Origin of the sequence: Chryseobacterium caseinilyticum (assembly GCF_014837145.1) — a bacterium.
In the GTDB taxonomy this organism is placed as follows: Bacteria; Bacteroidota; Bacteroidia; order Flavobacteriales; family Weeksellaceae; genus Chryseobacterium; species Chryseobacterium caseinilyticum.
Map to the genome: position 1 here is coordinate 1 of NZ_JACYFS010000015.1, position 5,056 is coordinate 5,056.

Annotated in this window: 2 tRNA genes and 2 rRNA genes; all 4 read right to left on the reverse strand. The window is 47.6% G+C overall.

The features are described 5' to 3' along the window. Window positions 1–61: 61 nt before the first annotated feature. A 23S ribosomal RNA gene (locus IC610_RS19810) occupies window positions 62–2,829 on the reverse strand. A gap of 218 nt (window positions 2,830–3,047) precedes the next feature. Further along, window positions 3,048–3,124 (reverse strand) — tRNA-Ala (locus IC610_RS19815). 83 nt (window positions 3,125–3,207) lie between these two features. Next, window positions 3,208–3,281, reverse strand: a tRNA-Ile gene (locus tag IC610_RS19820). Between the two features lie 201 nt (window positions 3,282–3,482). Further along, a 16S ribosomal RNA gene (locus tag IC610_RS19825) occupies window positions 3,483–4,999 on the reverse strand. Together the 16S and 23S rRNA genes with 2 tRNA genes alongside form the textbook arrangement of a ribosomal RNA operon. Window positions 5,000–5,056 lie beyond the last annotated feature (57 nt).

The following is a 5,056-nucleotide window of genomic DNA, read 5'->3' on the forward strand; positions in this document are numbered from 1 at the left end:
TTTTATCGATAAAAACATTCACAAAGAGAGAACCTGAGCGGCGCAGTTCTGCTGCCAATTAGGCTATAAATCTACGGGTAATTAGTACTACTCGGCTATGCTGTTACCAGCTTTACACCTGTAGCCTATCAACGTGGTCATCTCCCACGACCCTTAAAAGATGTCTCATCTTGAGGCGAGTTTCGCACTTATATGCTTTCAGTGCTTATCTCTTCCAAACGTAGCTACTCAGCGGTGCTCCTGGCGGAACAACTGATACACCAGAGGTTTGTTCAAATCGGTCCTCTCGTACTAGATTCAAGCCCTCTCAAACATCTAACGCCCGCAATAGATAGAGACCGAACTGTCTCACGACGTTCTGAACCCAGCTCGCGTGCCACTTTAATGGGCGAACAGCCCAACCCTTGGGACCTTCTCCAGCCCCAGGATGTGACGAGCCGACATCGAGGTGCCGAACCTCCCCGTCGATATGAGCTCTTGGGGGAGACTAGCCTGTTATCCCCGGAGTACCTTTTATCCTATGAGCGATGGCCCTTCCATACGGAACCACCGGATCACTATGTCCTGCTTTCGCACCTGATCGACTTGTAGGTCTCACAGTCAAGCACCCTTATGCCATTACACTCTACGCACGGTTACCAAGCGTGCTGAGGGTACCTTTGAAAGCCTCCGTTACTCTTTTGGAGGCGACCACCCCAGTCAAACTACCCACCACGCAGTGTCCTTCCAAAGGAAGTTAGGCTCCAAGTAAGTAAAGGGTGGTATTTCAACGTTGACTCCACAAACACTGGCGTGCCTGCTTCATAGTCTCCCACCTATCCTACACATTACTTACTCAAAGTCAATACGAAGTTATAGTAAAGGTTCACAGGGTCTTTTCGTCCCATTGCGGGTACTCGGCATCTTCACCGAGACTACAATTTCACAGAGCTCATGGTTGAGACAGTGCCCAGATCGTTACACCATTCGTGCAGGTCGGAACTTACCCGACAAGGAATTTCGCTACCTTAGGACCGTTATAGTTACGGCCGCCGTTTACTGGGGCTTCAGTCAAACGCTTCGCATTGCTGCTAACGCCCTTCCTTAACCTTCCAGCACCGGGCAGGTGTCAGACCCTATACTGCATCTTTCGATTTTGCAGAGTCCTGTGTTTTTGATAAACAGTCGCCTGGGCCTTTTTACTGCGGCCACCATTGCTGATGGCGTCTCTTCTCCCGAAGTTACGAGACTATTTTGCCTAGTTCCTTAACCATGATTCACTCTAGCACCTTAGGATTCTCTCCTCGACTACCTGTGTCGGTTTATGGTACGGGTTGCTTCACTTCGGCTTTTCTTGGAATCTATTTCCCTACAGCAACTTCGCCCGAAGGCTAGGTCTTGACTATTCCGTCAGTCTCCAGTAAGTACGTAAATCCGTCCCCTTTTTAGTGTGAGCAAGTATGGGAATATTAACCCATTGTCCATCCACTACCCCTTTCGGGTTCGCGTTAGGTCCCGACTAACCCTCAGCTGATTAGCATGGCTGAGGAAACCTTAGTCTTTCGGTGAGCGGGTTTCTCGCCCGCTTTATCGTTACTTATGCCTACATTTTCTTTTCTGTACGCTCCACAATACCTCACAGTACTGCTTCGGCGCATACAGAATGCTCTCCTACCAGATACAGTCCCGTGACTGTAAATCCATAGCTTCGGTAATATGTTTATGCCCGATTATTATCCATGCCGGACCGCTCGACTAGTGAGCTGTTACGCACTCTTTAAATGAATGGCTGCTTCCAAGCCAACATCCTAGCTGTCAATGCAGTCCAACCGCGTTGCTTCAACTTAACATATATTTGGGGACCTTAGCTGTTGGTCTGGGTTCTTTCCCTCTCGGACATGGACCTTAGCACCCATGCCCTCACTGCCGACCATCATTTATTAGCATTCGGAGTTTGTCAGGAATTGGTAGGATTTGACTCCCCCGCATCCAATCAGTAGCTCTACCTCTAATAAACTGTAAATCGACGCTGCACCTAAATGCATTTCGGAGAGTACGAGCTATCTCCCAGTTTGATTGGCCTTTCACCCCTACCCACAGGTCATCCGAAGACTTTTCAACGTCAACCGGTTCGGTCCTCCACTTTGTGTTACCAAAGCTTCAACCTGCCCATGGGTAGATCACAAGGTTTCGCGTCTAATCCTACTAACTATGCGCCCTGTTCAGACTCGCTTTCGCTCCGGCTCCGGACCTGAAGTCCTTAACCTCGCTAGTAAAATTAACTCGTAGGCTCATTATGCAAAAGGCACGCCGTCACCCAACTTGTGGGCTCCGACCGCTTGTAGGCGTACGGTTTCAGGTTCTATTTCACCCTTCTATTCGAAGTGCTTTTCACCTTTCCTTCACAGTACTTGTTCACTATCGGTCTTTCAGGAGTATTTAGCCTTGGAGGATGGTCCCCCCATATTCAGACAGGATTTCACGTGTCCCGCCCTACTCATTTATCACTTAAATATGCCTTTCATATACGGGGCTATCACCCTCTACGGCTGTTCTTTCCAGAACATTCTATTAAACATATAAAAGCTTTTGGGCTAATCCGCGTTCGCTCGCCACTACTTACGGAATCTCTTCGATTTCTTTTCCTCCGGGTACTTAGATGTTTCAGTTCTCCGGGTTTGCTCTCTAAATAAATTTAGAGTGACTGGTCTTCAACCAGACGGGTTGCCCCATTCGGACATCTCGGGATCAATTCGTGTGTGCCAATCCCCCGAGCTTTTCGCAGCTTACCACGTCCTTCTTCGCCTCTGAAAGCCTAGGCATCCGCCATACGCCCTTAACGATTTCTTTCCTAATTATTAATTAGTTCAGTATTTTTGCTTAGCATTGCTGCTAAATATTTTTGTAAACTCAAACGCATTACTGCGCCCGGTTTTCTCTTTGTGATATCTTTACCGTTAATGTCAATGATCTTTATGCTTTTTCCAGCTTAATCCGCAAAATATTGTTTTTGGCTCTATCTGCTTTTTAATTTTAAACCTTCAAATGTACTGTCTCTTTCGAAACAATGGTGGAGAATAAGGGAGTCGAACCCTTGACCTCCTGCGTGCAAGGCAGGCGCTCTAGCCAGCTGAGCTAATTCCCCCTCTAGTTGCTGTTGGCTTCTTGCTCATTGCTTTTGGCTTTCTTGCCATCAGCTATAAGCCATTCGCCAGCCGCCTTAATTAGTAGTCTCGGGCAGGCTCGAACTGCCGACCTCTACATTATCAGTGTAGCGCTCTAACCAGCTGAGCTACGAGACTTTGTTATGAGTAATGGGTGATGAGTAATAAGTAATACTTCTTCCTCTCCTTCATTTCTCAATCTCTTATCCCTTATACTAATTTCTAGTGGGTTTATGTTTTTATAATATGACAACCAAATAAAAAAACTAAAGCTAAAAAACTTTAAATAAGTACATTGTACTTGCGTACTGTTTTTGTTTAACGTCGAAAGACGCTCTAAAATGAGATGTTCCAGCCGCACCTTCCGGTACGGCTACCTTGTTACGACTTAGCCCTAGTTACCTGTTTTACCCTAGGCAGCTCCTGTTACGGTCACCGACTTCAGGTACCCCAGACTTCCATGGCTTGACGGGCGGTGTGTACAAGGCCCGGGAACGTATTCACCGCGCCATGGCTGATGCGCGATTACTAGCGATTCCAGCTTCATAGAGTCGAGTTGCAGACTCCAATCCGAACTGAGACCGGCTTTCGAGATTCGCATCTTATCGCTAAGTAGCTGCCCTCTGTACCGGCCATTGTATTACGTGTGTGGCCCAAGGCGTAAGGGCCGTGATGATTTGACGTCATCCCCACCTTCCTCTCTACTTGCGTAGGCAGTCTCACTAGAGTCCCCAACTGAATGATGGCAACTAGTGACAGGGGTTGCGCTCGTTGCAGGACTTAACCTAACACCTCACGGCACGAGCTGACGACAACCATGCAGCACCTTGAAAATTGTCCGAAGAAAAGTCTGTTTCCAAACCTGTCAATTCCCATTTAAGCCTTGGTAAGGTTCCTCGCGTATCATCGAATTAAACCACATAATCCACCGCTTGTGCGGGCCCCCGTCAATTCCTTTGAGTTTCATTCTTGCGAACGTACTCCCCAGGTGGCTAACTTATCACTTTCGCTTAGTCTCTGAATCCGAAAACCCAAAAACGAGTTAGCATCGTTTACGGCGTGGACTACCAGGGTATCTAATCCTGTTCGCTCCCCACGCTTTCGTCCATCAGCGTCAGTTAAAACATAGTGACCTGCCTTCGCAATTGGTGTTCTAAGTAATATCTATGCATTTCACCGCTACACTACTTATTCCAGCCACTTCTACTTTACTCAAGACCTGCAGTATCAATGGCAGTTTCACAGTTAAGCTGTGAGATTTCACCACTGACTTACAGATCCGCCTACGGACCCTTTAAACCCAATAAATCCGGATAACGCTTGCACCCTCCGTATTACCGCGGCTGCTGGCACGGAGTTAGCCGGTGCTTATTCATACTGTACCTTCAGCTACCCTCACGAGAGTAGGTTTATCCCAGTATAAAAGAAGTTTACAATCCATAGAACCGTCGTCCTTCACGCGGGATGGCTGGATCAGGCTCTCACCCATTGTCCAATATTCCTCACTGCTGCCTCCCGTAGGAGTCTGGTCCGTGTCTCAGTACCAGTGTGGGGGATCACCCTCTCAGGCCCCCTAAAGATCACTGACTTGGTGAGCCGTTACCTCACCAACTATCTAATCTTGCGCGTGCCCATCTCTATCCGCCGGAGCTTTCAATAATAAATGATGCCATTCATTATATTATGGGATATTAATCTTCCTTTCGAAAGGCTATCTCCCTGATAAAGGCAGGTTGCACACGTGTTCCGCACCCGTACGCCGCTCTCTCTGTCCCGAAAGACAAATACCGCTCGGCTTGCATGTGTTAGGCCTCCCGCTAGCGTTCATCCTGAGCCAGGATCAAACTCTCCATTGTATGTTTGTCTGACTCACTCAAAGTTTCTTATATACGCTTTAGTTTTTCCTTAATTTT